Raw genomic sequence first — 2,173 nt, 5'->3', positions numbered from 1 at the left:
ATTTTTCTATATTCACATTTCACTATATAACGATCATGATCCCATTGAGGCGAAGCTCTTGCCTCTCTGATAAATTGATAAAATATCTCATCTTGCTGTGCTACTTTTTTATCGAGATAAAAAGTAAGAAAAAATTGCTCAGCGGCGATTGCCAAAATCAACAAAGACCATCCATACCTAAATAGTAAGAATGCTTTTCTAGATTGACCACTTTCACGTAATACTCGTGGGCCAAAAAGAAGAACGATTAGTATCAATATTAATAGCGCTGGCGCTGGTACCCATTCATCCATGAATACCTTAAATGCATCTCCTATTGTTTTATTTTTCCTAATATCCTTTATTACCTGACCGTTTTCATTTAGCTCAAAAAGAGGTTCGCCATAAGGATAACGATGAAAGTCATTCCATTTAATAAGTGATAAATAGCCATGCGGTTCATGAAACTCTAATTTATATACATTTTTTTTATTTTGATCCCGCTTATTACTATAAATACATAAATCATACTTATAGTTTAAATAAGGCATAGTCCTATATTCACACCTCACGATAGAGTTTTCATGACTCCATGAGCGTAATGGAATTGCCCTTGATTTTTCAATAAATTGATAAAAACTCTCATCCTGATATTTTATTTTTTCATTAACATAAAAATGTATAAACGACTGCTCAATGACAATGACAGCCAACAAGCACCACCAACCGTACCGTTGTAGTAACAATGCTTTTCGGGTTTGACCAAATTTACGTAAAATCTTTGGCACCAAAATAAGAGCAAGCGCGATGCTTATTAATAAAGCAGGTGCCGGCAGCCAATTATGACTATGTTCTAACCACATAATTCCCTCCAAGCGTTTCATACAGACCTAATTTCAAAACCCAAAAATTAGGATCTTGAAGGACTAATTGTTGTGACGTAACACCACCTTGAGAATGACCAGTGTAGATAATATTTGGTTTTGTAATTCCTGCTTGCGCCAAGGTTGCCAAAGATTCATCTCTAAGCGCCATCGATGTATAAACCTGCCCCGTCCATTCAGTAAAAACCACACCAATATTTTGTAATAAATCTATTGGGTTTTTGACATTATTTCCAGCACTGCCGGTTACCAAAGTATTTGTTGAATTATTATAAAAAGAGGCGGCGTTAGAGCCAAGTGGGATGGATGTACGCTCTCCTATTAATGTGTAACCTGGAGGAATTCGTACAGAAAACTTTGTTCCAACATTTGGTGCTTCATATGTAAGACCAGAAAGTGTTGCTAAGTCATGTTTTAATTTATTATCCATCTTTATTTATCCTTTCTTGTATAACTCTAATATCGCTTATAACATCACCATTTAAATTTAGAGCAAATATAGGGATACGATCCCAAACCATTCGATCTTCATTAAGCCATGAAATCAAGGATAAATATCCACCAGCTCCTTGAATATCCAATCCGAATGTTAATTCCTTTGTTTCTGGATTCCACGTATCGCCATAGATGCACATTCGATATTGATATATTAAGAATATTTTTCTATATTCACATTTCACTATATAACTATCATGATCCAATTGAGGCGAAGCTCTTGCCTCTTTAATAAATTGGTAGAACACCTCGTCTTGCTGTTCTACCCTTTTATTGAGATAAAATGCTATAAACGACTGTTCGATAACAATCGCCAGAATCAACAAAGACCAACCATTTCTAGTAAAAAGAAAAGCCTGTCGAGATTGGCCTTTTTTACGCAATATTCGTGGCCAAAACAGGAGAATAATCAATATCAATATTAATAGCGCTGGCGCTGGCATCCATTCATTTATAATTTCTTTAAATACCGTGCCTATGTCTCCTTTTTCCCTAAAGTCTCTTATTACTTCACCCTTTACATTAAGATCAAAAAGAGTTTCTTTAGAAAATGGCATGCCAGGAAAACTCCATATATTGAGAGATAAGTAGCCAACTGGTTTATAAAGCACTAATGAAAAATTATTTAGACTCTCTTTATCGCTATAGATACAAAAACCATATCCGTAGTATAAATATGACACAGTTCTATACTCACATTTCACAATAAGACTGTCGTGATTCCATGGACGTAATGGAATTGCTCTTGATTTTTCAATAAACTGATAAAAACTCTCATCTTGATATTTTATTTTTTCATTAACATAAAAAGAGAG

General features: G+C 34.5%; 3 protein-coding genes. All 3 read right to left on the bottom strand.

Annotated elements, in window-relative coordinates:
* A partial coding sequence (locus tag DKT73_RS19865; RefSeq protein WP_157959224.1) for a hypothetical protein occupies window positions 1-842 on the bottom strand: 842 nt, incomplete at its 3' end.
* A complete protein-coding gene (locus tag DKT73_RS19860; RefSeq protein WP_111640261.1) occupies window positions 826-1,293 on the bottom strand; it encodes a hypothetical protein in 468 nt (155 codons plus the stop codon). The genes DKT73_RS19860 and DKT73_RS19865, both read right to left, overlap by 17 nt.
* Window positions 1,286-2,173 (bottom strand): hypothetical protein (locus DKT73_RS19855; RefSeq protein ID WP_157959223.1); only part of this gene is annotated, 888 nt, incomplete at its 5' end. The genes DKT73_RS19860 and DKT73_RS19855, both read right to left, overlap by 8 nt.

The sequence above is a fragment of the Marinomonas shanghaiensis genome, assembly GCF_003259175.1.
Classification (GTDB): domain Bacteria; phylum Pseudomonadota; class Gammaproteobacteria; order Pseudomonadales; family Marinomonadaceae; genus Marinomonas; species Marinomonas shanghaiensis.
The sequence above is the reverse complement of the archived record's forward strand: the minus strand, read 5'-3'. Positions and strand labels throughout refer to the sequence as shown.

Coding starts and splice junctions, on each gene's coding strand:
- DKT73_RS19860 (WP_111640261.1), bottom strand. CDS start 1,293: ATGGATAATAAATTAAAACATGACTTAGCAACACTTTCTGGTCTTACA.